General features: G+C 62.8%; 17 protein-coding genes. 10 read left to right on the top strand and 7 right to left on the bottom strand.

All coding sequences use genetic code 11. The features are described from left to right. Window positions 1–222 precede the first annotated feature (222 nt). The 3 genes from AC4PTT_RS17040 to AC4PTT_RS17050 all read left to right on the top strand — a co-directional run bounded on the left by AC4PTT_RS17040 (window position 223) and on the right by AC4PTT_RS17050 (window position 6783). Complete coding sequence (locus tag AC4PTT_RS17040; protein ID WP_492161724.1) at window positions 223–3750, top strand: histidine kinase dimerization/phospho-acceptor domain-containing protein; 3528 nt, start codon at window positions 223–225, stop codon at window positions 3748–3750. Window positions 3751–3930: 180 nt separating this feature from the next. After that, window positions 3931–4989 carry a Fe(3+) ABC transporter substrate-binding protein gene (locus AC4PTT_RS17045; RefSeq protein ID WP_206544643.1) on the top strand — a complete coding sequence of 353 codons (1059 nt, stop codon included), beginning with the start codon at window positions 3931–3933 and terminating at the stop codon, window positions 4987–4989. Between the two features lie 96 nt (window positions 4990–5085). Further along, a complete protein-coding gene (locus AC4PTT_RS17050) occupies window positions 5086–6783 on the top strand; it encodes an ABC transporter permease (protein WP_206544642.1) in 1698 nt (565 codons plus the stop codon). Window positions 6784–7044: 261 nt separating this feature from the next. Here AC4PTT_RS17050 and AC4PTT_RS17055 read toward each other — a convergent pair whose 3' ends face one another. Continuing rightward, on the bottom strand, window positions 7045–9003 hold the full coding sequence (locus AC4PTT_RS17055; protein ID WP_492161725.1) for an acetoacetate--CoA ligase: 1959 nt from the start codon (window positions 9001–9003) through the stop codon (window positions 7045–7047). Window positions 9004–9327: 324 nt separating this feature from the next. Between AC4PTT_RS17055 and AC4PTT_RS17060 the strand changes: the two genes are divergently transcribed. After that, on the top strand, window positions 9328–11187 hold the full coding sequence (locus tag AC4PTT_RS17060; protein WP_492161726.1) for an AsmA family protein: 1860 nt from the start codon (window positions 9328–9330) through the stop codon (window positions 11185–11187). A gap of 219 nt (window positions 11188–11406) precedes the next feature. Here AC4PTT_RS17060 and AC4PTT_RS17065 read toward each other — a convergent pair whose 3' ends face one another. From AC4PTT_RS17065 to AC4PTT_RS17085, 5 genes are all read right to left on the bottom strand, one after another. After that, the gene (locus AC4PTT_RS17065) at window positions 11407–12231 is read right to left on the bottom strand and encodes an ABC transporter permease (protein ID WP_113154234.1); all 825 of its coding nucleotides are present in this window, start codon (window positions 12229–12231) and stop codon (window positions 11407–11409) included. Window positions 12232–12233: 2 nt separating this feature from the next. Further along, entirely contained in the window at window positions 12234–13145 is a 912-nt protein-coding gene (locus tag AC4PTT_RS17070; protein ID WP_113154233.1) for an ABC transporter permease subunit, read from the bottom strand. Window positions 13146–13151: 6 nt separating this feature from the next. Then, window positions 13152–14291: an ABC transporter ATP-binding protein gene (locus tag AC4PTT_RS17075; protein ID WP_113154232.1), complete on the bottom strand. Its 1140-nt coding sequence runs from the start codon at window positions 14289–14291 to the stop codon at window positions 13152–13154. Between the two features lie 25 nt (window positions 14292–14316). Next, window positions 14317–15414, bottom strand: coding sequence for a polyamine ABC transporter substrate-binding protein (locus tag AC4PTT_RS17080; protein WP_113154231.1), 1098 nt, complete (start codon window positions 15412–15414; stop codon window positions 14317–14319). A 120-nt stretch (window positions 15415–15534) separates the two neighbouring features. After that, window positions 15535–16902, bottom strand: a complete 1368-nt coding sequence (locus tag AC4PTT_RS17085; protein WP_222512253.1) for a glutamine synthetase family protein — start codon at window positions 16900–16902, stop codon at window positions 15535–15537. A gap of 217 nt (window positions 16903–17119) precedes the next feature. Here AC4PTT_RS17085 and AC4PTT_RS17090 point away from each other — a divergent pair, with 217 nt between their 5' ends. Continuing rightward, on the top strand, window positions 17120–18097 hold the full coding sequence (locus tag AC4PTT_RS17090; protein WP_492161727.1) for an NADPH:quinone reductase: 978 nt from the start codon (window positions 17120–17122) through the stop codon (window positions 18095–18097). Window positions 18098–18110: 13 nt separating this feature from the next. Here the strand turns inward: AC4PTT_RS17090 and AC4PTT_RS17095 are convergent, their stop codons facing one another. Then, window positions 18111–19574, bottom strand: coding sequence for a helix-turn-helix domain-containing protein (locus AC4PTT_RS17095; protein ID WP_475080744.1), 1464 nt, complete (start codon window positions 19572–19574; stop codon window positions 18111–18113). Between the two features lie 496 nt (window positions 19575–20070). Between AC4PTT_RS17095 and aceA the strand changes: the two genes are divergently transcribed. From aceA to AC4PTT_RS17120, 5 genes are all read left to right on the top strand, one after another. Next, window positions 20071–21360: an isocitrate lyase gene (gene aceA, locus AC4PTT_RS17100; RefSeq protein WP_113154227.1), complete on the top strand. Its 1290-nt coding sequence runs from the start codon at window positions 20071–20073 to the stop codon at window positions 21358–21360. A 35-nt stretch (window positions 21361–21395) separates the two neighbouring features. Beyond that, complete coding sequence (locus AC4PTT_RS17105; protein WP_113154226.1) at window positions 21396–21641, top strand: SMc00767 family acetate metabolism repressor; 246 nt, start codon at window positions 21396–21398, stop codon at window positions 21639–21641. 288 nt (window positions 21642–21929) lie between these two features. Then, window positions 21930–22388, top strand: coding sequence for an ANTAR domain-containing protein (locus AC4PTT_RS17110; protein WP_210344126.1), 459 nt, complete (start codon window positions 21930–21932; stop codon window positions 22386–22388). Window positions 22389–22458: 70 nt separating this feature from the next. Continuing rightward, entirely contained in the window at window positions 22459–23892 is a 1434-nt protein-coding gene (locus tag AC4PTT_RS17115; RefSeq protein ID WP_113154224.1) for a glutamine synthetase family protein, read from the top strand. Window positions 23893–23975: 83 nt separating this feature from the next. After that, window positions 23976–25262 (top strand): NAD(P)/FAD-dependent oxidoreductase, encoded by a 1287-nt coding sequence (locus tag AC4PTT_RS17120; RefSeq protein WP_492161728.1) that lies wholly within the window; start codon window positions 23976–23978, stop codon window positions 25260–25262. Window positions 25263–25281: the final 19 nt, after the last annotated feature.

A 25281-nucleotide genomic window follows, 5' to 3' on the forward strand; every position in this document is an offset into this window, starting at 1 on the left:
CCGTCGCTGCAATTAACCAATCGCGGAGAATTCGCAGCATCGGGGCCTTAGAGTTTGTGGACCTCGCGGCCACATGCTTTTATTAATAAGGCGTTAACATCGTTATCGGGATGCCGCGTTCTGCGGTTGAGGATGGCAGCCCGATGCTGTTTGAAACGATGCGGTTCTCCCGGCCAGCGATTCCCGGCCGGGCGCATACAGGATAATTGTTGGCTCGTTTGAATGGCGTCTGTCTCATACTCCTTCGTTGACATTGCGGTGCTGGACCGGGTTCGTGAGCGCTTCGCAGCGGGCGATGCGCTGCTCGTCCTGTCGCGCGCGCTCGACACCGTGATCTGGGCGAACGGCCCCGGCGCGGCCCTGATCGGCTATCGCAACATCGAAGAGGCCATCGGGGCCGAGAGCAATCTTTCGGCGACGACCCGCCGGCAGATCTCCGCCACGCCCGGCTTCCCCCGCATTTCGGGAGAACGCACGGTTGGCACGCGGCTTGGCCGCAGCATGCGCGCGCCGGTCGTCAATCTGGAAGCATCCACGATTTCCCTGCCCGGCGGCGAGCAGGCCATTCTTCTGGCCCTCAAGGCCACATCCATGCGCATGCGCGACGATGCCTTCCGCGCCACGGCGGCGGTTGAGGGTTTCGATGCGGCAGACCAGTTTGCGGCGCTCGTCGATGAGAACGGCCTCGTCGCAGCCTCCTCCAGCGGCTTCCAGAAACTCGGCATCGAGCGCGAGACCCTGCGCGCGCTCGTTGACGAAGTGCGCGACGAGACGGATCGCCTGGTCAAGCGCATGGTCGAAGGCGGCGCGCGCCAGCGCCCCGCCGCCATTGCCAAGCTGACCGACGAGCCGGCATGGCACCTTCTGGTCGTGGTGGACGAACAGAACGCGCCGCTTCAGGAAGCGCCTGCTGCTCCGACCGTGACGACCACGCCCGACGACGCCCCCTCCCCGCTCTTGGAAGAGCCGGTTGCGGATGCTCCGGCGGCGCAGACCACAGCGCATGACGATGCGCCGACAGAGACACTGGCGACCAAAGCGGACGCCGCGTCTGCACCGATTGCGCCCTCTGCCGCGCAGGAAAACAACGTCGCCTCCACCATGGAGATGGTAGAGCCCGAAGCGCAGGAGCCCACAAAGACGCCGCAGCGCGAGCGCCCGAAGGGAACCGTGCGCTTTGCATGGCGCACCGATTCGGAAGGCCGCTTCACCGCCCTGTCCGATGCCTTTGCCGAGGCCATCGGGCCAGCGGCAGCCGACGTGATGGGACGACGCTTCCGCGATGTTTCGAATGCCTTTGGCCTCGATCCCGATGGCCGCATCGCGACCCTTCTGGAGCGCCGCGACACTTGGTCCGGCCGCACCGTCATGTGGCCGCTGGAAGGCACGGACCTGAAAATTCCCGTCGACCTTGCAGCCCTGCCGATCTATGGCCGCGGCCGCGTGTTCGAAGGCTTTCACGGCTTTGGCCTTGCCCGCATGGGCGATGCCGTAACCGATCCCGAGGGCATCGGGCTGGTGCTCATTCCCGGCGCGCCGCTTCCGACCCGTCCTGTGGAGAGTGCCGAAACGCCGCCTGCACCGGAAGCCGAGGAAGAGCCAGTCGTTGAAGCACCCTTTGACGCTGACTTGCACGACGCCCCTGCGGACGAGGCGCAAGAGCCCGCTGATGCGGAAACCGAAGGCGAGCCGGAAGCACCCGTCAAGATCATCAATCTCTCGGAGCACCGCACCGCGCCTGCGAAGGAAAACGGACTTTCGCCGAGCGAAGCAACGGCCTTCCGCGAGATCGGCGCACGTCTGCGCGAAAACAGCGAGCAGACTTCCGATGCCGGCAAGGTCGCGGCATCTGAGACGACAGACGAAGCACCTGTTGAAGACCAGCCCGCCGCCCCCGCCGTAAAAGGCACGGTAACGGAAGACAGCGCGCCGGAAGGAGAAGCGCCGTCACACGAAGCCGAAGAGCCAGCACCCGACGATATCTCTGCAGAAACAAACGAGCCGGTAGCGGAAAGCGCCGCTGAGGACGAAATGCCGGTTGAGGACGTTCACGCGCCTGAACCTGAACTGACGGCAGACGACGGGGCATCGTCTTCGGGCGAAGCCGCGCATCCCGAGACGACCGAAGCAGTGGAAGCAGTCGAAGGAGCCGAAGCCCGGGCGGCGGCAGAAGAAGCGGCGACGCCCGTTTCCACCGCCCCGGTTGTGCCCTCGGCCTTCTTCGAAAAAACCGCCGATGACCGGGAAGAGACCAGCCTTCTGGCCGGTCTCCCGTTGCCGATCCTCATCCATGCCGGCGACACGCTGCACTTTGCCAACCGCGCCTTCTTCGACCTGACCGGCTATGCCGATCTGACCACGCTTGAAGAAAACGGCGGCATTGGAGCCCTTTTCCCCGAGAGCTACGAGGTTTCACACACGCCGGCAGACGCGCAGGCACTCACGCTCAAGACGGCGCAGGGCGTCGAGCACGATGTGCATGCGCATCTGCAATCCGTGCCATGGCGCACGGGCAAGGCCCTTCTGCTCGCCCTGCAACCGGTGGAAGCTGAAACGGCAGAGCCTGCGCAGGAAGCCTTCGCCGCACCGCTTTTGAGTGAAGCTCCGGCGGAGACCGGACAGACTGCTGAATTGCAGATGCATCTGGCCGAAATGCGCGCCATCGTCGACACGGCGACCGACGGCGTTGTCATCATCGACAATGACGGCCATGTGCGCTCCACGAACCAACCGGCCGAAGCGCTGTTCGGCTTCGATGGTGAGGATGTGGCGGGCAAGCCCTTCACGGCCCTCTTTGCCATCGAGAGCCAGAACGCCGTGCGCGCGCATCTAGAAAGCCTTTCCGACAATGGCGTTGCGAGCGTTCTGAACGACGGGCTGGAAGTCATCGGCCGTGAAGCGCAGGGACGCTTCATCCCGCTGTTCATGACCATTGGCCGCCTGCCGCACGAAAGCGGTTTCTGCGCGGTTCTGCGCGACATCACCCAGTGGAAGCGCGCCGCTGAGGAACTGACCCAGGCGCGCGCCGAGGCCGAACGCGCCTCCTCGCAGAAGACCGAGTTTCTTGCCCGCGTCAGCCATGAGATCCGCACGCCGCTCAACGCCATTATCGGCTTTTCCGAGCTGATGATGGACGAGAAATTCGGCCCCATCGGCAATGACCGCTATCGCGACTATCTTCGGGACATCAACCGGTCCGGCAATCACGTGCTCGATCTGGTCAACGATCTGCTGGACATCTCCAAGATCGAGGCCGGCGAACAGGAAATGCACTATGAGGCCGTCTCGCTGAACGACATTCTGGGCGAGACCGTCGCCATGATGCAGCCGCAGGCCAACCGCGAGCGCGTCATCATCCGTTCGAGCTTCGCCTCCAACCTGCCCGATGTGGTGGCCGATCCGCGCAGCGTGCGTCAGATCGCCCTGAACCTGCTCTCCAACGCGGTTCGCTACACCGCTGCCGGCGGCCAGGTGATCGTTTCCACCGCCTACAGCGCGGATGGAGCCGTCGTCATGCGGGTGCGCGACACCGGCATCGGCATGAACCCGGCGGAAGTCGAGGAAGCGCTGAAACCCTTCAAGCAAATCAACAGCTTGAAGCGCAAGCGCGGTGACGGAACCGGGCTCGGCCTGCCGCTGACCCGTGCCATGGTGGAAGCCAACCGCGCCGCCTTTGCGATCCATTCGGTTCCCGGCGAAGGCACGCTTGTCGAGGTTTCGTTTCCGCCGACGCGCGTTCTCGCCGATTAGGCCTGCCCGCCAGGAAAACACGGAAAACATGATAACCGTAGTTTAGAATACTTCTAAACTTATGATATTGCTTGCATTTTCCTTGACGGTTGCGAAAATTTTTACGACAAGCCTCCTCGCTGGATGGTCAAACCCGGCACTTTCCATGGGACCTTGAACCCCACAGGCTAGGAGACAGAAATGCTGACCAAGAAATTACTCGCAGCCCGCGCAGGTCTCGCCGCGCTTGTTGCTACCGGATCGCTCGCCGCCACGCTTCCTGCCGCACAGGCCGAAGGCACGGTGAACATCTATTCCTACCGCCAGCCCTTCCTCATTCAGCCGCTGCTCGACGCCTTCACCGAGAAGACCGGCATCGACACCGAAGTCCTGTTCCTCAACAAGGGGCTTGAAGACCGCATCGCAGCCGAGGGTTCCAACTCCCCCGCCGACGTGATCCTCACCGTGGATATCGGCCGCCTGATGAACGCCAAGGAAAAGGGCATCACCCAGTCCGTGGAGGACGAGACGGTGAATTCCGAAATTCCCTCCGAGTTCCGCGATCCGGAAGGCAACTGGTTCGGCGTCACCACGCGCGGCCGCGTGATTTATGCTTCCAAGGACCGCGTCGAGCAGGACACGATCACCTATGAAGAGCTCGCCGATCCCAAGTGGAAGGGCAAGATCTGCATGCGCAGTGGCCAGCACAACTACAACATCGCGCTGTTCGCCTCGATGATCGCCCACCACGGCGAGGAGAAGGCCGAAGAGTGGATGAAGGGCCTGAAGGCCAATCTGGCCCGCAAGCCGAACGGCAATGATCGCGGACAGGCGCAGGCCATCTTTGCCGGCGAGTGCGATCTCGGCATCGGCAACACCTACTATGTCGGCATCATGATGAACAACGACAAGGAGCCGGAGCAGAAGGAATGGGCCGATTCGCTCAAGGTCCTGTTCCCCAATTCCGGTGACCGCGGCACGCATGTGAACATTTCCGGCATGGCCATGGCCAAGCACGCACCGAACCGCGAGCAGGCTCTTGAGCTGATGCGCTTCCTGGGCAGCGCCGAGGCACAGGCGATCTACGCCGAGACCAACTATGAATATCCGGTCCTGCCGGGCGCGGAAGTCTCTGAAACGGTCCAGTCTTTCGGCGAAATCAAGCCGGATAGCCTGCCGCTCGCAGAGATCGCCAAGCACCGCAAGGCAGCCTCCGAGATGGTCGACCGCGTCGGCCTCGACGATGGCCCGGCCAGCTGATCTTTTCATGAACCGCAAAGCCGGGCCTTGTTCGAGGCCCGGCTTTTTGCTTTCTGCCGGAACGAGTAGCATATTCGAGTTCCGGTACACGGCGTCATGACATCCTATCACACACCGACAGCCCCGCTTCGCGAACGCCGCTTTCCCCGCATCCGGGGCGAGCGACACGGCTTTGCGCTTGCCGGCAGCGTTGTCATCGCGCTTGCCGTTCTCCTGCCGATCGCCACGATCCTCTATGTGGCTCTGACCGGCTCCGGCGAGGCGTGGCCGCATCTTCTGCGCTATGTGCTTCCCCAGTCGCTCGGCACCACGCTTGCGCTGCTCGGTCTCGTGGCGCTTGGCACATCCGTCATCGGCGTCGGGTCCGCATGGCTGGTGGTCGGCTATGATTTTCCACTGCGCCGGCTTCTTGCCTGGGCGCTGGTCCTGCCGCTCGCCGTTCCCACCTATCTGGCGGCCTACGCCTTCGGCGAGTTCTTCCATTATGTCGGCCCGCTGCAGACGGCCGTGCGCAGCATTTTCGGCTTCACCAGCGCGCGCGATTACTGGTTTCCCGACATCCGCTCCACCTGGGGCGCGGCGCTGGTGGTGACCTCCGTCACCTTTCCCTACGTCTATCTGACAGCCCGCGTCGTGTTCCTCATGCAGGGGCGCAACATCGCCGATGTGGCGCGCACGCTCGGCGCGCGGCCCTCGCGCGTGTTCTTCCGCGTTCTCCTGCCAGTGGCGCGCCCCGCCATCATCGCCGGCCTGGCTCTGGTCATGATGGAAACGCTGAACGATATCGGCGCGGTGGAATATCTGGGTGTGCGCACGCTCACCCTCTCCGTCTATTCCACCTGGCTCAACCGGGGCAGCCTGGAGGGGGCAGCCCAGATTGCGGCTGTCATGCTGATCATCGTCTTTCTGCTTCTGACGGCAGAGCAGTGGGCGCGGCGCAAACAGCGCTTCCACAGCGCCCGCGCCACACAGATGCATGTGCGCCCGCCGCGTGTTCCGCTCGCCGGCGCACGGGGCTGGCTGGCAACCTTCGCGCTGTCGCTTCCCATCCTGTCCGGCTTCGGCGTGCCGCTCTTCATTTTCGGCGGTTATGTCTCCCGCCGCCTCTACCAGTTCGCCGAACCGCAGATCCTTCAGGCTTTCCTCACCAGCGTTGCGGTTGCAGGCGTGACGGCCCTCCTCACGGTCTTCATCGCGCTTCTTCTGCTCAATGCGATGCGCCTCTCCCGCTCGGGCTACACGATGGTTCTGGTGCGTCTTGCCTCCGTCGGCTACGCCCTGCCGGGCACGATCCTCGGTCTCGGCCTGCTCCTCTCTCTCGCCGCCATCGACAACACGGTCGACGGCGTTGTGCGCAGCTATACCGGTCTTTCGACCGGGCTCCTGCTCACCGGCACCGCCGCCTCCATCGTGATTGCCTGCACGATCCGCTTTCTGGCGCTCGCCGAAAGCGCGATCCGATCCGGCCTTGAAAAGCTGCCGCCCAATCTGGATCAGGCTGCCCGCAGCCTTGGCAAGACGGCAAACCAGAGCGCCTTCACCGTGCTCCTGCCGCTCCTGAAGCCGGCCATCCTGACCGCCGCCATTCTTGTCTTTGTCGACACGGTGAAGGAGCTTTCGGCGACCATCCTGCTGCGGCCCTTCGGCTTTCACACGCTGGCCACCCATGTTTATGAAAACGCCTCGCGCGGCGCGGTGGAAGATGGCGCGGTGGCCGCGCTGCTGATCATCGCAACGGCAATCGTTCCGGTCATTCTTCTGTCCGGCCCGCTCATGCGCGACCGCAACGCCTGACCGCAAAAAATCACGAAACACAGGCCAAAAAAAAGCGCCCGAAAGGGCGCTTGAAGGATCTTGTATGCTGTCAAAAACGGGGCTTGGCGAACATCTGTCTAACAGTCGGACCCTGTGTCCGGCTCGTCAAGTTAGCCGACACTATCGCGGCTATCTCTTAACAGAACCTTACCTGGTTACCGACAAGTTTACGCTTCTGTACCACCTGTGAATTCTCGGTAAATATCGGCTTTACCGATCCTTAACCATACGCCCCGCCCTTCAGCTGCGAAGAGCGGGAATATCCCGGTAGAGATCGAGCGCCTCGGGATTGGCGAGCGCCTCCTTGTTCTTCACCTCGCGGCCATGCACGATGTCCCGCACCGCGAGCTCGGTGATCTTGCCCGACTTGGTGCGCGGAATGTCGCTCACGGCCACGATGCGCGCCGGCACGTGGCGCGGGCTTGCGCCGGTCCGGATCTTGGTGCGGATCGTCTTTTCCAGCGCCGCGTCCAGCTCCACGCCCTCTGCCAGCCGGACGAACAGCACGACGCGCACATCGTCTTCCCAGTCCTGGCCGATGCAGATCGCCTCGAGGATTTCGGGCAGCTGCTCCACCTGATTGTAGATCTCCGCCGTGCCGATGCGCACGCCGCCCGGATTGAGCGTTGCGTCGGAACGGCCATGGATCACGATGCCGCCATGCTCCGTCCACTCGGCGAAGTCGCCATGGCACCACACATTGTCGAACCGGTCGAAATAGGCTGCGTGGTATTTCTCATCCTTCGGATCGTTCCAGAAACCGAGGGGCATGGCCGGAAAGGCGCGCGTGCAGACAAGCTCGCCCTTGCCTTCGACAAGCGGCTTGCCCTCGTCGTCCCAGACCTCGACAGCCATGCCAAGGCCGGCTGCCTGGATCTCGCCAACCCAGACCGGGAGCGTCGGCACGCCGAGCACAAAACAGGACACGATGTCCGTGCCGCCGGAGATCGACGCCAGATGCACGTCCTTCTTGATCCCCTCATAGACGAAGGAGAAGTTCTCCGGCGCCAGCGGCGAGCCGGTCGAGGAGACCGTGCGAACGGTGGACAGGTCGTGGCTTTCCATCGGCTTCAGATCCGCCTTGCGGACCGCATCGATGAACTTGGCCGACGTGCCGAAATAGGTCATGCCCTCGGCATCGGCATAGTCGAACAGGACATTGCCATCGGGATGGAAGGGCGAGCCGTCATAGAGCAGAAGCGTGACTTCCGACGCCAGGCCGCTCATCAGCCAGTTCCACATCATCCAGCCGCAGGTGGTGAAGTAGAAAAGCCGGTCGCCCGGCGCCAGCCCGGCATGAAGACGATGCTCTTTCATGTGCTGAAGCAGCGTGCCGCCAGCCGAATGCACGATGCATTTGGGAATGCCCGTCGTGCCCGACGAAAACAGGATGTAGAGCGGATGCGAGAAGGGCAGACGCTCGAATGAAACCGGCGCAGCCTCATAGGCTGCAATCGCATCGCTGAACGCGTCCGCCCGGTCGATTTCTGCGGCGGCTTCCGTAGCGTTGCCCAGATAGTCCACGATCAGCGCCTGCTTCACGCTCGGCAGCTTTTCGAGCACGGCAGCCGTCTTTTCCGACACGTCGAACGATTTGCCGCCATACCAGTAGCCATCCGGCGCGATGAAGATCGTCGGCTCGATCTGGCCGAACCGGTCGAGAACGCCCTGCGCACCGAAATCGGGAGAGCAGGAAGACCACACCGCCCCCAGAGAGCTTGCCGCCAGCATGGCTGCCAGCGTCTCGGGCATATTCGGCATCATCGCCGCAACACGGTCTCCGGCTTTCAGGCCGCGATCCCGGAAGAGCTGCTGGAGCTTTGAGACCAGATTGCGCAGCTCGTCCCAGGAGAGACGGCGCTCATCCTTGTCTTCGCCGCGAAACACCACCGCATCACCGTCACCGCTCTTGCGCAGGAGATTTTCGGCAAAGTTCAGCGTCGCGTCGGGAAAGAAGGAAGCCCCCGGCATCCGGTCGCCATCGACCAGTACGCGCTCGCCCCTGTCGCCGATCACGCCGCAGAAATCCCACAGCAGCGACCAGAACCCCTCACGATCCTCGACCGACCAGGCATGCAGGGCCGCATAGTCGGGCAGGCGCTTTCCGGTCAGCGCTTCGGCGCGCTCCGCGAAAGCCGTAATCGGAGCTTCCTTCGTGCGGGTTTCGGATGGCGTCCAAAGCGGCTCGGCTGCACTCATGCTTTCCTCCTAAAGGCCTTTTCGGCAATCGCACCCCTTATGCATTTCCGCTCGTCCTGCGGCAATGGTCTCGTTTGAAACAGCGAGGCGACCCGACCGTTTCCTTCCGTTTGCGGCATAAACCGGCAGAAAGCGGTGCAATATCCGGCAGACGCGCGACAAATCCTTGAATTGCCATACGCCATGTTTAAACCCGTAAGGAGTTGTGAGGTCGCGGTTTGTCGGCCTGATTGCGTCGTGCTTGACGCCAACCTGTGATAACAGCGTTTTGCACTGGCATCGGGCGTTTCAAACCGGTGCGCAAAGCGCCAGGGATGAGGTTCCATGCCCTCGCCGGCAGTAAAGAAAAGCATTTGGGCACTGGCCATTGCCGCTCTGATCGCGGTGGTGGTGATCCTGTGCCTGCCAATCCTGGCCTCAACCCAGATCGTCCGCGACAGCGTCGCCCAGCAGGTGAGCGCGTGGAGTGGATACCGCGTGCGGCTCGACGATGCGCCTGAAATCCGCGTCTGGCCCTCCTTCAAGGCCGTTCTGAACGATGTCGTCCTGTCCAACTGGAATGGCGACGGGCAACCCGCCGTCATGGAAGCAGATCGGGTCGAGATCGACCTTTCGGCGCTGGCCGCCCTGCGCGGCGAAGTGGTGTTCACCAAGATCCGCCTCGTGCGCCCCGTGGTGCGGCTCGATGAGAGTGGCGGCGTCATGCGCATTCCGGCCATTCCGAAGTGGGGCAAGCTTGCTCAATCGGTCGAGGCAACGCGCGGCCTGATCCAGGCAAATCCCGCAGAGCCCGACACAAGCGCCCTGCCGAACGACAGTTTCGCAACGGTGGAAATCGTGGACGGGCGCGTCATCGTGCTCAACGGTGTCAATCGCCCGCCGGTCTTGAGCAGCGTCACGGGAACGCTCAACTGGCCAGCCCTCGACCGCTCCGCAACGCTCTCCGCCAAGGGCATCTGGCATGGCGAGAGCATCGCCGTGGAAGCCTCCAGCGAAGAACCGCTGATCATGCTCGCCGGCGGCAAGACCAATGTTTCCCTCTCGGTCAACAGCGCCCCGCTGACGCTCTCCTTCAAGGGACAGGCGGACATTGTCGGCAACGCCTTCCTGCATGGCACGCTGGAAAGCGCGGCCCCTTCCCTGCAGCGCGTTCTCGAATGGACGCTGCTCGAGGACTGGCCCGGCAGCACCATCAAGGCAGCCAAACTGAAAAGCACCATTACCGGCGACGCCACGCGGGTGAAGTTCGAGAATGCCGAATTCAATCTCGGCGACAGCAGCGCCCGGGGTGTGTTCGACATCGCCTTCACCGACCCGCACCCCACCGTTTCCGGCACGCTGGCTTTCAATGCGCTGGATCTGGGCGTGCTTCTGAACACGCTGGCGCCGGAGCCAGACACAGCCGCCCCACCGGCCGCCCCACCGGCCGCTCCGTGGGCGCGTGACCTGAACTTTGACCTGCGCCTTTCGGCAAATGAAGCCACGGCAGGTTCCGTCTCGATGACCGATATTGCCGCCACCGCGCAGGTTCGCGACGGGCTGGTGAGCCTCGACATTTCCGACGCCACCGCCTTTGGCGGCATGCTGCAGCTCGGCATTCGCCTCGACAGGGTGGAAGGCCACGATCAGGCAGAGCTTCGCATCACGGCGGAAAACCTCAATGGCGGGGCAATGGCCGAGAAGCTGCACCTCACCAGCTTCATGCCCCGGGCCCCCGGCTCCTTCTCCGTTTTCCTGAAAGGGAAAGGCGAGACGCTGGATGAAATCCTTGAGACCTCCGACGGCTCCATTTCAGCCAGTTTCGGCGAAGGCACCGTGCCCGGTCTCAACCTGGAATCCTTCCGTGAGCACAATGACAAGGGCTCCTTCTTCCCGCTGACCGAGATCGCCGATGGCGAACTGGCCATCGACGGGGCGGAACTCAAGGCAACCCTTGCCGGCGGCATCGCATGGATCGACACCGCCGAGGCGAAGCTGGAAACGGGCGAGACCATCACGCTGGGCGGGCTCATTCCCTTTGCCGGTCGCGGCATCGCCCTTTCCGGCAGCATCTTGCCGCCCGAAAGCGACAAGCCGGTTGATGAGAACGGCGAAGAGGCTTCCGAGGAAAGTGATCCCCGCGAGACCTTCTTCATCGGCGGCTCGTGGAACGCCCCGTTCATCGCACCGTTTCTGATCGAGTAGATCGCAGAGCGAGCAGGCGCAAGCACTACACGTAGCGAGCGGGATAGCCTCCCGCTCGACTGGTCATCTCACATGAAAGAGACAGGCCCGCTTCATGCGGACGGCCCCGGCGTATGCCTAGAGCAATTCCAGGAAAAGTGGGAACCGGTTTTCCGTCCGGAATTGCACGAAAACAATGAATTAGAGCGTTTTCACGATTCAGCGAAAAGCGGAAACGCTCTAGGCTGTGATGCGCGCGGCGGCCTGTTCGTCGCGGCGGCGCTGCACTTCCTGCCGCTTGGTGATGACGGAGGCGATGATCACGCCGGTCGCCACAATGCCGATCAGGATGGTGCAGACCGCATTGATTTCAGGCGTCACGCCCAGCCTGACCTGGCTATAGATCTTCATTGGCAGCGTGGTCGCACCCGGACCGGAGGTGAAGCTTGCGATCACCAGATCGTCGAGCGACAGGGTGAACGCCAGCATCCAGCCGGAAACCACAGCCGGCATGATGACCGGCAGCGTGACCTGAAAGAACGCCTTGAGCGGCGTCGCGCCGAGATCGAGCGCGGCCTCTTCCAGAGACTGGTCGAAGCTCATCAGCCGCGACTGCACCACCACCGCCACGAAACACATGGAAAAGGTGATATGCGCGATGGTGACGGTGAAGAACCCACGGTCGAAATTGATCGCCACGAAGAGCAGCAGCAGCGACAGGCCGGTGATGACTTCGGGCATCACCAGCGGCGCGAACACCATGCCCGAGAAAAGCAGCCGCCCGCGAAAGCGCGTGTAGCGGGTGAGCGCGATGGCCCCCATCGTGCCGAGCACGGTCGCGACCGTGGCCGAAAGGAAGGCGACACGCGCCGTCACCCATGCCGCGTCCATCAGGCCGCGATTGGAAAACAGCTCCACATACCATTTGGTCGAGAAGCCGGACCAGACGGTGACAAGCCGCGACTCGTTGAACGAATAGACCACCAGAAGCACGATCGGCAGGTACAGAAAGGCAAAGCCCAGCACCAGCGACACGATGTTGAAACGTCCCCAGCTTCCAGCCATCTCTACCTCCCCGCCTCACGCGAGCGCGCCTGCGACCGCTGGAACAGCATGATCGGCACGATCAGGATCAGAAGCAGGATCACCGCCACCGCCGACGATACGGGCCAGTCGCGATTGTTGAAGAACTCGGTCCACAGCGTCTTGCCGATCATCAGCGTCTGCGAACCGCCCAGAAGATCGGGAATGACGAACTCGCCCACCGCCGGAATGAACACCAGCATGCAGCCGGCAACGACGCCCGGCAGCGAGAGCGGGAACGTCACCTTCCAGAACGCCGATGTGCGCGAGCAGCCAAGGTCACGCGCAGCCTCGATCAGCGATTCGTCCATTTTCTCCAGCGTCGAATAGAGCGGCAGCACCATGAACGGCAGGTAGGAATAGACGATGCCGATATAGATGGCGGTCGTGGTGTTGAGGATGATCAGGGGCTCGTCGATCAGGCCGGTGAACATCAGGAACTGGTTGAGCAGCCCCTCGGGCTTCAAAATGCCGATCCACGCATAGACGCGGATCAGGAAGCTGGTCCAGAACGGCAGGATCACCAGCATCAGAAGCGTCGGGCGGATCGCGGCCGGCGCGCGCGCCATGCCGTAGGCAATGGGATAGCCCACGGCCAGCGTGATCAGCGTCGAGACGCCGGCGATCCAGATGCTCGACAGATAGGCGTTCGTGTAGAGCGGATCGTCCAGCAGCCAGAAATAGTTGCCGAAGGACAGCGTGCGGATCTTCTCGATCAACCCCGAAATGCCGTCCGCCAGATCGAAGGCCGGCATATAGGGCGGCATGGAGAGCGCCGGTTCCGACAGCGAGATCTTGAAGACAATCAGGAACGGCGCAAGGAAGAAGACGAGCAGCCACAGATAGGGAACGGCAATGACCAGACGGGCCGCGATGGCGGAGAGGAAACGAGCCATCGCCGCCTACCGTGTCAGCACCACACCGGCATCCGCCGGGAAGGACACCCAAGCCCGGTCATGCCAGGTCAGAACGTCTTCCACCGCACGCCGCCGGTTGATGCTGCTGGCCTTGACGATGCGCCCGTCATCGAGCTTCACATGGTGGATGGTCATGTCGCCGAGATAGGCGATGTCCCAGACCTCGCCTTCCACCGCGTTCACCGCGCCATCCGGGCGATTGCGCGAAATGTCGATCTTTTCGGGCCTGACGGCGAACCAGACGGTCGCCCCCTGTTCGGCGCCCGCCCCGTTCATGACGGAAAGTTCGAAGCCGGATGCGTCGGCGATCCGTACCTTCTCCCGGTCGGCCGCCGTCACCGTTCCCTCGAACATGTTGATCGAGCCGACGAAGTCGGCGACGAAGCGCGAATTCGGCGCTTCATAGATTTCAGCCGGCGTCGCCACCTGGATAACCTTGCCCTTGTCCATCACCGCGATGCGGTCGGCCATGGTCATCGCCTCTTCCTGATCGTGCGTGACGACCATGAAGGTGAGGCCGAGATCATATTGCAGATCGATCAGCTCGAACTGGGTTTCCTCGCGCAGCTTCTTGTCGAGCGCGCCCAGCGGCTCGTCCAGAAGCAGAAGCTTTGGCCGTTTCGCAAGCGAGCGGGCAAGCGCCACGCGCTGCCGCTGACCGCCGGAAAGCTGATGCGGCTTGCGCTTGGCGAAGGGCTCCAGCTTGACCAGTTTGAGCATCGCGGCCACGCGGTCGGCGATCTCGTCCGCCGGCATCCGGTCCTGCTTCAGGCCGAAGGCGATGTTCTTCTCCACCGTCATGTGGGGGAACAGCGCATAGGACTGGAACATCATGTTGACGGGCCGCTTGTGCGGCGGAATGCCGGAAAGGTCCTGCCCGTCGAGGAGGATGCGGCCCGAAGTGGGCTGCTCGAACCCCGCAAGCATGCGCAGGAGCGTGGTCTTGCCACACCCCGACGCGCCCAGGAGCGCGAAGAACTCGCGCTCATAGGTGTTTAGCGACAGGTCATCGACCGCCGTGAAGTCACCGAACGTCTTGGTCACGTTCTCGAAAGAGATATAGGGCTTCGCCTGGGGGTCGGCCCAGGGCGCGAAGCTGCGACGTGTGCTGCCGAGCGACTTCATCGGCGGTCCCCTGCCCTGTAGCGCCTTACTGGCCGGTCACAACCTTGGTCCACATGCGCGTGACCTGACGCTGCGTGCGCATGTCGTAGGGCAGCGGTGCCTTGAGCTTGGCCATGGTCGCCTCATCCGGATAGACAGCCGGATCGCCGACCACCTCTTCGTCCATTTCCGCCTGGGCAGCCTTGTTGCCATTGGCGTAGACGACGTAATTGGAAGCCTTGGCGATCACGTCGGGACGCATGATGTAGTTGAGGAATTCATGCGCCTCGTCGACATGCTTGGCATCGGCGGGAATGGCCATCTGGTCGAACCACAGCATCGCGCCCTCTTTCGGGATCGCATAGCCGACCTCGACGCCCTGATCGGCCTCCGCCGCACGGTCGCGCGCCTGGAACACATCACCCGAATAGCCAAGCGCCAGGCAGATGTCGCCATTGGCCAGACCGTTGATGTATTCCGACGAATGGAACTTGCGCACAAAGGGGCGAACCGCCATCAGCAGTTCCTCGGCCTTTGCGAGTTCTTCAGCCGAAGGTGTGTTCGGCTCAAGACCCAGATAGATCAGTGCGGAGCGCACGACCTCACTGGCGGAATCGAGCATGTAGATGCCGCAATCCTTGAACTTCGCCGCCAGTTCCGGCGTGAACATCACATCCCAGGTGTCGATCTTGGAAGTGCCGAGGATTTCTTCGGCCTTGCCGACATTGTAGCCGACGCCGGTGGTGCCCCACATGTAGTTGATGGAGTATTCGTTGCCCGGATCGTAGACCGCAACCTGCTCGTTGATCATGTCCCACATGTTGGAGAGGTTGGGCAGCTTGTCCTTGTCGAGCTTCTGGAACACGCCGGCGCTGATCTGGCGTCCGAGGAACTCGCCCGACGGCACCACAACGTCATAGCCCGAACCGCCAGCCAGCAGCTTGGTCTCAAGAATTTCGTTGGAATCATAGACGTCGTAGACGACCTTGATGCCCGTTTCCTTGGTGAAATCCTCAAGGATGGAATCGTCGATATAGTCCGACCAGTTGTAGACATTGACGACGCGGTCCTGCGCGCCGGCAGCCGTGGAAACGGCAATCGCGGCGAGTGAGACGCAGGAAGCAAGAAGGGTCTTACGAAGCATGAAATCTCTCCCTTGGGGACTGTGTTTGCCGCGGTTCAAATCACCGCCGGCACCCGCATATTTGGGTTCAACCCTATTGTCGTTTCCAAAATGCGACAAGCGGGATTTTTCTGTTTCAGCTCAAAGATAAGTGGTGCGTTCGAGGGGCGTGATCTCGCTCCAGAAGGCGATGATTTCCGCCCGCTTCAAATCACGATAGACCTTCGCCAGAAGCGGCCCCAGCGCGCGCTCCATGAAGCCGCTTCTGGAGGCGAGCTGCAGCGCGTCATCCATGTCGTCGGGCAGCTCACGGCCAAGATCCGCCGTCTCGTCATAGGCGCTTCCCTCGACCGGCGGCGGCGGCTTCGCGCCGCTCTCCATGCCCTCCATCATGCCCTGAATGATGGCGGCCATCACCAGATAGGGATTGGCGTCCGCCCCGGAGATGCGATGCTCCACCCGGCGGTTCTCTTCATTGGAAACCGGAATGCGCAGCGCCACCGAGCGGTTGTTCTCCGCCCACACCGCATGGGTCGGCGCGTAGGAGCCGGGCGTGATGCGACGGAACCCGTTCCACGTGTTGATGTAGAGAATGAGCGATTCCGGCATGGTGTCGATGAGCCCCGCCACCGCCGAAAGCAGCCGCGCCTGCCCCTCATCCCCCGCAAACACGTTTCGCCCCTCACCATCCAGCATGGAGGTGTGCACATGCATGCCATTGCCCGCATAATCGATGAAGGGCTTGGCCATGAAGGTGGCCGTCAGCCCGTGCGCACGTGCGCAGCCCATCACGATCCGCCGCAGGAGGATCACATCGTCAGCGGCCCGGAGCGGATCGGAGCGATGCTTGAGATTGACCTCGAACTGGCCGGGCGCCGCCTCCTTGATGATCGTGTCGATGGGCAGGTTCTGCGCGTCCGCCGCATCGCGGATCATGTCGAACAGCGCGGCGTTCTCGGCGAGATCGTCGAGCCCGTACATGCGCAGACGATCCGGCCCCTCGCCCGCCCCAAGCGGCGTCGACATGCCGGCGGCATCCTGCTTCTCGGGGTCGAGCAGATAAAATTCGAGCTCGAAGGCCGCCACGGGGAAGAAGCCGCGCGCATTGGCCTCGGCCACCTTGTGTTTCAGCACCTGGCGCGAATCCGCCATGAAAGGCTCACCCTCGGGGGTGAATGTCTGCAGGAGCACCTGCGCCGTCTTGCGCCTCGCCCATGGCACGATGGAAAGCGATCCGCGCGTTGCGCGGCAGTAGCCGTCCTTGTCGCCGGTTTCGATGTGCAGGCCCGTCTCTTCCACCTCGCGTCCCCAGACATCGAGCCCGTGCAGCGACATGGGAAAGTTCACGCCCTCCTGAAACGCCTTCTTGAGGCTGTCGCCGGGCGCCCACTTGCCGCGAATGACGCCATTGGGATCGACAATCAGGAATTCCACGGCCTCAAGGTCGGGATGCTCCTCCACGAAGGCGCGATATTCGGCCTCGTGCTCGGGCGAAATGAAATCCCCCATCGCCTCCGCTCCGTCTGTTGAAATTCCTCCCCCGGACGCTGGCGCTACGGGAGAACTGTGCTTACGGTCGTGGTCGGTGACGCTTTCGGGACGATTCAAGATTGACCTGCATCTTCGTTGCGGATGACGAAGCGTGCGCCGCAAATTTGGGCCTTGTCAATGGCGGGAGAGCGCCGGTCGGCACGCTTGCAGGGCATCTGATCGAGGGGAGAAGGCAATGAAAGCAGCATGGTATGAGCGCAATGGCGCAGCCCGCGACGTGCTCGAACTGGGTGACATGCCCACGCCCACGCCCGGTCCCAGCGAAGTGCGCGTGCGGCTTGCCACCTCCGGCGTGAACCCGTCGGACGTGAAGGCGCGGCGCGGCCGGCCGCTCAATGCCGAACGCATCATTCCCCACAGCGATGGCGCTGGCGAGATCGACGCCGTCGGCCCCGGCGTGGACCATGGCCGCGTCGGCCAGCGCGTCTGGATCTGGAATGGCCAGTGGCGACGCCCCTTCGGCACCGCCGCCGAGATGATCACGCTGCCGGAAGCGCAGGCCGTGCCGCTTCCAGCCAATGTGGATTTCGCCGCCGGCGCATGTCTCGGCATTCCCGCCCTAACCGCCATTCATGCCGTCAATCTGTTCGGCGATGTGCGTGGCAAGACGCTGATCGTCATCGGCGCCGGCGCTTCGGTCGGCCATTATGTCACCCAGATCGCCAAGGCGCGCGGCGCGCGTGTCATCGCCACCGCCTCCGCCTCCCGCGCCGCCCATGCACGCGCCGCCGGCGCGGACTTCGTGATCGATTACAAGGCCAAGGACGTGGCCGCCACCGTGAAGGGCCTCACCGCCGGCAAGGGCGCGGACGGCCTGATCGACATGGATCTCTATTCCACCACCTCGATCATCTCCAATGGCGCGCTCGCGCCGCACGGCAAGATCGTGTGCTACGGCTCCAGCATGCAGGGCGACATCCCGGTTTCCTTCCCGACCCTGTTATGGAACAGCCTCACCCTGCAGGTCTTCGTGGTCTACGAACTACTTTCCAAAGACCGGGAAACAGCCATCGCCCAGCTCACCACGATGCTTGAAAAGAACAGCCTGAAACACGCGATCGGCGAACGCTTCGCCCTGCGCGACATCGTTGCAGCCCACGAAGCGGTGGAACGCGGCGACATCATTGGCAATGTGATCCTGGACATCGCCTGACACGCATCGCGCTCTACTGAAAATCGAAAGCGCTCAGCCCCGTCACCATCTCGTCGAGGCCCAGCGGCCGCGTGACCGGTGGTTCGGCGCGGGCGAGACAGCCGGCCCGCTCGCACAGGCGGCACGCTGGCCCCACCGGCGTGAGCGCATGGGTGGGCGCAGCTCCCGCCTTGCCCGGCGCGCCCGGCAGCGCATCGCCATAGACCACGCCTTCACGAAAGCCGAGATCGCACCCGAGCAGAAGCGCCGTGCGGCGCGGGCGCTCCGCAAACGAGCCCTGCGGCCCTTCCAGCGTGCGCGCCATCGTCAGAAATTCCGCGCCGTCGGGCATCTCCACCGCCTCGACGAGGATCTGGCCCGGCTGGGCAAAGGCAGCGTGAACGGCAAGCTTTGGACAGCCGCCGCCGAAACGCGCCTGCGGAAAGCCCTGCGCGCCTGCCTTGCGGAAGCGGTTTCCCGCATGATCCACTTCGAGCATGAAGAACGGCACACCCGATGCGCCCGGGCGGGCCAGCGTGGTGAGCCGGTTGGCCGCCTGTTCGAACGAAACCCCGAAACGCGATTTCAACACGTCCACATCGTAGCGCGCGCGCTCGGCTGCCGACAGAAACGCCTGATAGGGCATCATCAGCGCATGCGCCGCATAGCGCCCGAGTTCGAACCGGGCCAGCCGGCGCGCCTCATTGCTTGAGAGCTTGAGCGCCTCGATCTCCGCCGCAATCGCCACCGACATACGCAGAAGACACGCCTCCATGGCGATCTCGCGCAGCTGATCGGCCGGCGAAAGCCGCTCCGAGATGAAGAGACGCTGCGAATGCCGGTCATAGCGCCGCCGCCAGTTCGGCATGGTCGCCACCGGCAGCACCCGCACCACGATGCCGTGCTCCTGTTTCAGCCAGCCCCGGATCGCGCCGGAAAGATCATCCCCCGGCCCCATAAGCCCCATCTGCCCCATGAGCTTGTGAAAGCTCTCCGCCTCCTCCTCGATGGCCGGAAAATGGTTGCCATGCCGCTCAAAGGTCTCGCGCACCTCGTCCATCGGCAGACGCGTTGCCGAAATGGCGGTGGTGCGCCCTTCCCGCGCCAGCATTTCGGAGAGGTCGGACATGCGGTCGGCCTGTTCGCGATAGGCGCGGTAGAGCTTGACCAGCGCCGCAGCCGCATTGGGGGCGGCTTCCGCCACATCCACAAGCTCCTGCTCGCCCGGCAGCTCGCCCACCAGAAGCGGATCGGAAAACACTTCGCGCAGCGCGGCAAGCGACAGGCCGGCCTCGCCCTGCAACTCGTCGGGATCGACCTTGTAGACCGAGGCCAGCTTGAGAATGAGCGACACGGTGAGCGGCCGCTGGTTGCGCTCGATCAGGTTCAGATAGGAGGGCGAAATGCCCAGCCCCTCGGCCATGGCCGTCTGGGTCAGCCCCTTGGCGGTGCGCACCCGCCTGATACGGGCTCCGGCGAATATCTTCTGATTGGCCATGGTCGGCCCCCTTGTTTTCTGCGTCCCCGGCGAGGCGCGACCGTTCCGGCATGGATCCCCGGGTCAAGCCCGAGGATGACGAAGCGGGACCGCTATGAAGCCAACCAACGCCGACGGTGGATCATGCGAACCATAGTCGACTGGATCAACGCCTATGCCTGTGCCTGTGTGCACATCCACTCCTGCACCCGTGTCCGCGTCTGAGCCGCCCCCTCACCATCGTCATCCTTGGGCTTGACCCAAGGATCCATGCCTGAACGGCAACCACTTTACACGCCTTTACAAAACGACCCCGCAAACTCGCCCTTACATCCTTTACAAATTTACACGCTAGCCCTGTCAAAATCCAGACATGCTGACACGAAAATATCCCACAAAACCCGGTTTTCTCTCCGCTTTCGCTGCGGCGCAATGTAAATCCTGTAACGAAAGCGGGGCACAGAAGCATCACGCCAGACAGCCCCTACCGCGAAACAGATCCTGTACGGAGGCAATAATGACGGATTTTTACAACCTTGTTCCCAGCGCTGCGGAAGGTCGCTTCGATGGCATCGAACGCCCCTACACGCCGCAGGATGTGCAGCGGCTGCGCGGCTCGGTTACCGTCCGTCACACGCTGGCCGAGGAAGGCGCAAAGCGCCTCTGGAAGCTCATCCACGAAGAGGACTTCGTCAACGCGCTCGGCGCGCTCTCGGGCAACCAGGCCATGCAGATGGTCCGCGCCGGTCTGAAGGCGATCTACCTCTCCGGCTGGCAGGTCGCCGCCGACGCCAACACCGCTTCGGCCATGTATCCGGACCAGTCGCTCTACCCGGCCAATGCCGGCCCGGAGCTCGCCAAGCGCATCAACCGCACGCTTCAGCGCGCTGACCAGATCGAGACTGCGGAAGGCAATGGCCTTTCGGTCGACACATGGTTCGCTCCGATCGTGGCGGATGCGGAAGCCGGCTTCGGCGGCCCGCTCAACGCCTTCGAGCTGATGAAGGCCTATATCGAGGCGGGCGCTGCCGGCGTCCACTTCGAGGACCAGCTCGCATCGGAAAAGAAGTGCGGCCATCTGGGCGGCAAGGTTCTGATCCCCACGGCGCAGCATATCCGCAATCTGGATGCCGCGCGTCTTGCAGCCGACGTCATGGGCGTGCCGAGCCTGGTCATCGCCCGCACGGATGCGGAGGCCGCCAAGCTGCTCACCTCCGATATCGACGAGCGCGACCAGCCCTTCGTCGATTACGAGGCAGGCCGCACGGTCGAGGGCTTCTACCGGGTGAAGAACGGGCTTGACGCCTGCATTGCCCGCGCTGTCGCCTATGCGCCGCACACGGATCTGATCTGGTGCGAAACGTCTAAGCCGGATCTGGAGCAGGCGCGTAAATTCGCCGAGGGCGTGCACAAGGCGCATCCGGGCAAGCTGCTCGCCTACAACTGCTCGCCGTCCTTCAACTGGAAGAAGAACCTGGACGACGCCACCATCGCCAAGTTCCAGCGCGAGCTGGGCGCCATGGGCTACAAGTTCCAGTTCATCACGCTGGCCGGGTTCCATCAGCTCAACTTCGGCATGTTCGAGCTGGCCCGCGGCTACAAGGACCGGCAGATGGCGGCCTATTCGGAGCTGCAGGAAGCGGAGTTCGCCGCAGAGGCAAACGGCTACACGGCCACAAAGCACCAGCGCGAAGTCGGCACCGGCTATTTCGACGCCGTGTCCATGGCCATCACTGGCGGCCAGTCTTCGACCACCGCCATGAAGGAATCCACCGAATCTGACCAGTTCCGCCCAGCAGCGGAATAACACCAACGGCAAATCGCCGGGAAAGGAGAACGGAAATGACACCGAACACCCGCGTCAAGGAACGTGCAGAAGAGCAGGCAAGCGCCATGTCTTCCGACCAGCAGGCCATCATCCGCATGGTGGCGAACGACCTGCACCGCCTCAACCAGTCGGTCATGAAAGCGGTCGATTCCGGTGTGTCCGTCGAACTGGTCCGCTCGGCGCGTCATCATGGTGGAGAAGGCAACTGGGGAGATCTGTTGGTGCCTGTCATCGTCACCAACCGTCTGGCTGGCTCCTGACACCAGCCTGATTGATCTCCCGTCAAGCGCCCGCGCACTGTCTCCTGCGCGGGCGTTTTTCTTGAACAGAAAACGGTCATTCGATCTTGCGATCAAACAATACAAATATCTGAAATCCCAATCTAATTTCCAGTTCTTTCTTGAAACAAACTGGTTTTACCAACAAGAAACAGGCACATAACAATTCTGACTTATTTGTAACTTGACATTTCAACCGCGGTGACATTCATTCCCGTCATATTTCAACCGGGCATTGAATTTCTTATTCTAACCGTGGGCGAAGACATGATGGCAGACAGACCTGTAACCGATCAGCCGACCATCGATGCATGCGAGGCGGTCTCCAACAGCTGCGTTGCAGATCTGTCCCAGGCACTGGTTGTCGCCTCATCCCCGGTGAACAGGATTGTGCTCTCGCGCATCGCGCAGCGTGCCTATCTGAAGGCCAATGCGCTCGAACCCGCCGAGGCAACGCGCATCCTGTCTGCCCCGACACCGCTCTCCCGGCCCGGCGTGGTGATTGTCGACATCGACGCGCAGACACGCGCCACCAGCGAACTGTTCACCCATCTGGAAAGCCACCGCCGCGCCTCCCCGCGCGGCCTGCCGCTCGTGATCACCATTGTCGCCTCGCGCCACAAGGACACGCTGGCCGAATCACCCGTGGACGCCCGGGTCGTGCGCCCGGTCACGCCGGAGGCATTGCAGCCGGTCATCGACCGTCTTGTTGCGGGTGTGCAATCCTGACGCGGGGCCTTCCCTTCCCTTCACGCCCACGTCTATACTCACGCATCCAACCAACGATCCCTGGTGTTTGATGCCTGACAGGAAAAAGCTAACCCGCCGCAACGGTCGAGGTAACTCCGTTCGTGCGCCCGCATTTCTGAAGAACCTTCGCGGTGTGAAGGACTGGAAGCAGGTTTCCGCCTGGCTGGAATGGCGCGGCATCGAAGACATCGAGTGCATCACGCCCGATCAGGCCGGTGTTGCGCGCGGCAAGATGATGCCGTCGAAGAAGTTCACGTCCAACACCTCACTGGCGCTGCCTTCGGCTGTCTTCATGACAACGATCTCCGGCGAATATCCCGAAGATGGCGGTGACTTCGTCTACCCGGAGGATGACGGCGACCTGAAGCTTCTGCCCGATCTCTCCACGCTCTCTTCCGTTCCGTGGGAAAGCGACCCGACGGCGCAGGTCATCTGCGACCTCGTCCATCAGGATGGGCGCGATGTCGCCTTCAGCCCGCGCAACGTTTTGAAGCGCGTCGTCGCCGAATATGCGAAGCATGGGCTCAAGCCCATCGTCGCGCCGGAAATCGAGTTCTATCTGGTCGACAAGAATCCCGACCCGGACTACCCGCTCACGCCCCCGGTCGGCCGCTCCGGTCGCCCCATTGGCGGCGGTCAGGGCTATTCCATCGCCGGCGTGAACGAGTTCGACGAACTGATCGACGACATCTACCACTTCTCCGAGGCGCAGGGCCTGGAGATCGACACGCTGATCCACGAGGAAGGCGCCGGCCAGCTCGAGATCAACCTGCGTCATGGCGACCCGATCGAGCTTGCCGATCAGGTGTTCATGTTCAAGCGCACCATTCGCGAAGCGGCGCTCAAGCACGACACCTACGCCACTTTCATGGCCAAGCCGATCCAGAACCAGCCCGGCTCCGCCATGCATATTCACCAGTCGGTGGTGTCGCTCGAGACCGGTCACAACGTCTTCTCCGACGAGAATGGCGAAGAGACGGAAATGTTCCGCCACTTCATCGGTGGGCTGCAGCGGCACATTCCCAATGCGCTCATCATGCTTGCGCCCTATGTGAACTCCTATCGCCGCCTGACGCAGGGAACGGCGGTGCCCGTCAACACGCGCTGGGGCTATGACAACCGCACCACCGCCTTCCGTGTGCCGCGCTCCGACCCGGCGGCGCGCCGCGTGGAAAACCGCATCCCCTCGTCCGACGCCAATCCCTATCTGGCGCTGGCTGCCTCGCTTGCCTGTGGTCTCGTCGGCATTCTGGAAAAGAGCACGCCCGATGCGCCGGCCGGCAAGGCGGTCAACCAGGATGAGATCGAGCTGCCACGTGGCCTTCTGGAAGCTGTCGCCCTGTTCGAGGACGACGAGCCACTGAAGGAAATGCTGGGCGCGCCCTTCGTCTCGACCTTTGCCGCCATCAAGCGGGCCGAGTTTGAGACCTTCATGAAGGTCATCAGCCCCTGGGAACGGGAATATCTGCTTCTGAACGTCTAGAGCGTCTCCGCTTTTCGTTGAACCGCGAAAACGCCCTGAATTATTGATTTTGCGCAATTCCGGACGGAAAGAGGGGTGCGTCCATGCCCTATCAGTCGCCCATATCGCCCGGCTTCTCCTGGTATGAAGCAACCGTCGGCGAGCGCCCGCAATACCCGTCGCTCGATGGCGACCGACGGGCCGATGTCGCCATTGTCGGCGGCGGCTTCACCGGCCTGTCGGCGGCCGCCCATCTGGCGAAGGCGGGCGTCAATGTGGTTCTGATCGAGGCGCACCGCTTTGGCGATGGCGCGTCCGGGCGCAATGGCGGCCAGCTCGGCACCGGCCAGCGCGCCTGGGCCGAGGAGCTGGAGGCCGAGCTTGGCTTCACCCGCGCCAAAGCCCTGTTTGATCTGGCCGAGGAAGCCAAGGCCCACCTCATCGATTTCGCCGCCGCCAACCGCATCGAGATCGACTATCGTCCGGGCCAGATTTCAGCCGTCCACAAGCCCCGCTATCTGGACGAATACCGCCGGCATGCCGACATCATGCGTGACCGGTTCGACTATCCGCATATCACCTACATGGATGCGACCGAGACCGCCGAGCGGCTTGGCTCCACACGCTATTTCGGCGGCATTCGCGACACCGGCACCGGTCATATCCATCCGCTGAAACTCGTGGTCGGCACGGCGCGTGTGGCCCGTGAGGCGGGCGCGCATCTCTTTGAAGGCACGCCTGCGCTGAATATCAGCTCCGATGCCGGCGGTGTGCGCATCGAAACGCCTTCGGGAACCATCACCGCCGAGAAGTGCCTCATCGCCACAAACGCCTATGGCGGCAATCTGGAGCCGGAGAGTGCGGCCCATGTCATGCCCATCGGCTCCTTCATCGGCGCAACACCGCCGCTTGGCGATGACAGTCCCGTGCTGCCCGGCGGCGAGTCGGTCGACGATTCCCGTTTCGTGGTGCGCTATTTCCGGCGCGAGCCGAATGGCAGCCTGCTTTTCGGCGGACGCGAGATCTACGCGCCCGGCGAAGACAAGGCGATCCACCACCACATCCGCCGCCAGATTGCCGAACTCTATCCCGCGCTCAAGGATGTCGAACTCACCCATGCATGGGGTGGTTATGTAGGGATAACCATGCCCAGACGCCCCTTTGTGCGCGAGGTCATGCCCAATGTGATCTCAGCCGCCGGCTGGTCCGGCCATGGCGTGATGCTGTCGAACTTCGCCGGCAAGCTCTATGCGGAAACCGTCTGCGGAAACCGCGACCGGCTGCGCCTGTTCGAAGAACTGAAGATCCCGCCCTTCCCCGGCGGCCGCCATCTGCGCCCGTTCCTGATGTTCCTGGCACTCAACTGGTACGCCCTGCGCGACCGGATTTGAGGGCGAAAAGACACGCTGC

This window comes from Nitratireductor sp. WH36-1, from assembly GCF_058725515.1.

Coding starts and splice junctions, on each gene's coding strand:
- AC4PTT_RS17040 (WP_492161724.1), top strand. CDS start 223: ATGGCGTCTGTCTCATACTCCTTCGTTGACATTGCGGTGCTGGACCGG.
- AC4PTT_RS17045 (WP_206544643.1), top strand. CDS start 3,931: ATGCTGACCAAGAAATTACTCGCAGCCCGCGCAGGTCTCGCCGCGCTT.
- AC4PTT_RS17050 (WP_206544642.1), top strand. CDS start 5,086: ATGACATCCTATCACACACCGACAGCCCCGCTTCGCGAACGCCGCTTT.
- AC4PTT_RS17055 (WP_492161725.1), bottom strand. CDS start 9,003: ATGAGTGCAGCCGAGCCGCTTTGGACGCCATCCGAAACCCGCACGAAG.
- AC4PTT_RS17060 (WP_492161726.1), top strand. CDS start 9,328: ATGCCCTCGCCGGCAGTAAAGAAAAGCATTTGGGCACTGGCCATTGCC.
- AC4PTT_RS17065 (WP_113154234.1), bottom strand. CDS start 12,231: ATGGCTGGAAGCTGGGGACGTTTCAACATCGTGTCGCTGGTGCTGGGC.
- AC4PTT_RS17070 (WP_113154233.1), bottom strand. CDS start 13,145: ATGGCTCGTTTCCTCTCCGCCATCGCGGCCCGTCTGGTCATTGCCGTT.
- AC4PTT_RS17075 (WP_113154232.1), bottom strand. CDS start 14,291: ATGAAGTCGCTCGGCAGCACACGTCGCAGCTTCGCGCCCTGGGCCGAC.
- AC4PTT_RS17080 (WP_113154231.1), bottom strand. CDS start 15,414: ATGCTTCGTAAGACCCTTCTTGCTTCCTGCGTCTCACTCGCCGCGATT.
- AC4PTT_RS17085 (WP_222512253.1), bottom strand. CDS start 16,902: ATGGGGGATTTCATTTCGCCCGAGCACGAGGCCGAATATCGCGCCTTC.
- AC4PTT_RS17090 (WP_492161727.1), top strand. CDS start 17,120: ATGAAAGCAGCATGGTATGAGCGCAATGGCGCAGCCCGCGACGTGCTC.
- AC4PTT_RS17095 (WP_475080744.1), bottom strand. CDS start 19,574: ATGGCCAATCAGAAGATATTCGCCGGAGCCCGTATCAGGCGGGTGCGC.
- aceA (WP_113154227.1), top strand. CDS start 20,071: ATGACGGATTTTTACAACCTTGTTCCCAGCGCTGCGGAAGGTCGCTTC.
- AC4PTT_RS17105 (WP_113154226.1), top strand. CDS start 21,396: ATGACACCGAACACCCGCGTCAAGGAACGTGCAGAAGAGCAGGCAAGC.
- AC4PTT_RS17110 (WP_210344126.1), top strand. CDS start 21,930: ATGGCAGACAGACCTGTAACCGATCAGCCGACCATCGATGCATGCGAG.
- AC4PTT_RS17115 (WP_113154224.1), top strand. CDS start 22,459: ATGCCTGACAGGAAAAAGCTAACCCGCCGCAACGGTCGAGGTAACTCC.
- AC4PTT_RS17120 (WP_492161728.1), top strand. CDS start 23,976: ATGCCCTATCAGTCGCCCATATCGCCCGGCTTCTCCTGGTATGAAGCA.